We start from the raw sequence: 1,138 nt of genomic DNA on the forward strand, positions 1-1,138 counted from the left end.
GTTCCAGGTCGCGCTCAGCCGCGCGCCGCTGCTGCCCGTCAATGTCGAGGTCTATGACGGCAAGCCCGAGGCCGGCAATCTTTTGTTCCGGTCGGAAGCGCCGCCGGCGGAACGCATCGGGGCGAAGCTTCTGGCGCGCCGCGATATCGTTGTTGCCGGCCGGCCCTGGACGCTGCTGTTTAGGCCGACAAGCGCCTTCGAGCTACCATCCTCGCGCGCCATTCCGGTTATGCTTGGGCTGTTCGGCCTGCTGCTTGCAGGGGCCATCGCCCTGGTGGCGCGTTATCAGGAGCGTGCCTATGACGCCAAATCGGCGCTGCACGAGGCGACGGAAAAGAGCCTGCTGGAAAAGGACCTGATCCTGCAGGAGATGAAGCACCGCATCAAGAATTCGATCACCCGCGTGCTGGCGATCGCGCGGCAGACGGCCTCGCAAGCCACCGACGTCAAGGAGTTCTCGGCATCGTTCTCGGCGCGCCTCCAGGCCATGGCTGCGTCGCAGGATATGCTCACCCGCTCGCGCTGGCAGAAGGCCGATCTCGGCGATCTGCTGCGTATCGAGCTCGGGCAGGTATTCGGCAAAGACCTCCCTGAAGGTGTGCTGTCCGGGCCGCAAGTGCTGCTCGACGAGACGACGACTCAGGCACTTGGGCTGACCTTCCACGAACTCGCCACCAACGCGCTGAAATATGGCGAGGCCGGCAACTCGGTGGGCGCCCTCAAGGTCGACTGGAACGTGAAAGGGCGCGGCCGCGAGCGGACGCTTACCCTGAATTGGCGCGAAGCGGGTCAGAAGAAACTAGAGGCGCCGGCAAAGACCGGCTTCGGCACCAAGCTGATAGACCTCAATGTCACGCGCGAGTTGCGCGGCACGATCGCGCGCGACTATCGGGACGACGGATTGAAGGTGGAAATCAGGATACCGCTGGCGGAGTGAGCGGCCAAAATGGCCCCGCAATGGTGTACGAATCAGCGGGTCGGAACCAGAGGCCGGCCCTCGGCCTCCGGTCCCTTTCCGGTATCAGTTGCAGCGAGCCGTGTAGATCCGGCCGCGATGATCGCGGTACTGGCAATAGCCGTTGCGCAGGTTACGAACCAGGAGGCCCGACCCGGCACCGACCGCCGCGCCGATCAGCGC

At 64.7% G+C, this 1,138-nt stretch carries 1 protein-coding gene and 1 pseudogene; one reads left to right on the forward strand and one right to left on the reverse strand.

The window, feature by feature from the left end:
* Window positions 1–937: HWE histidine kinase domain-containing protein (locus EOA27_RS37435; RefSeq protein ID WP_281059523.1), on the forward strand; the 937-nt coding region annotated here is incomplete at its 5' end.
* 84 nt (window positions 938–1,021) lie between these two features.
* On the opposite strand, the pseudogene EOA27_RS42775 reads toward EOA27_RS37435, so the two are convergent.
* A pseudogene (locus tag EOA27_RS42775) lies at window positions 1,022–1,138 on the reverse strand (ATP-binding protein); the annotation flags it as partial.

Origin of the sequence: Mesorhizobium sp. M2A.F.Ca.ET.037.01.1.1 (assembly GCF_003998075.1) — a bacterium.
Classification (GTDB): domain Bacteria; phylum Pseudomonadota; class Alphaproteobacteria; order Rhizobiales; family Rhizobiaceae; genus Mesorhizobium.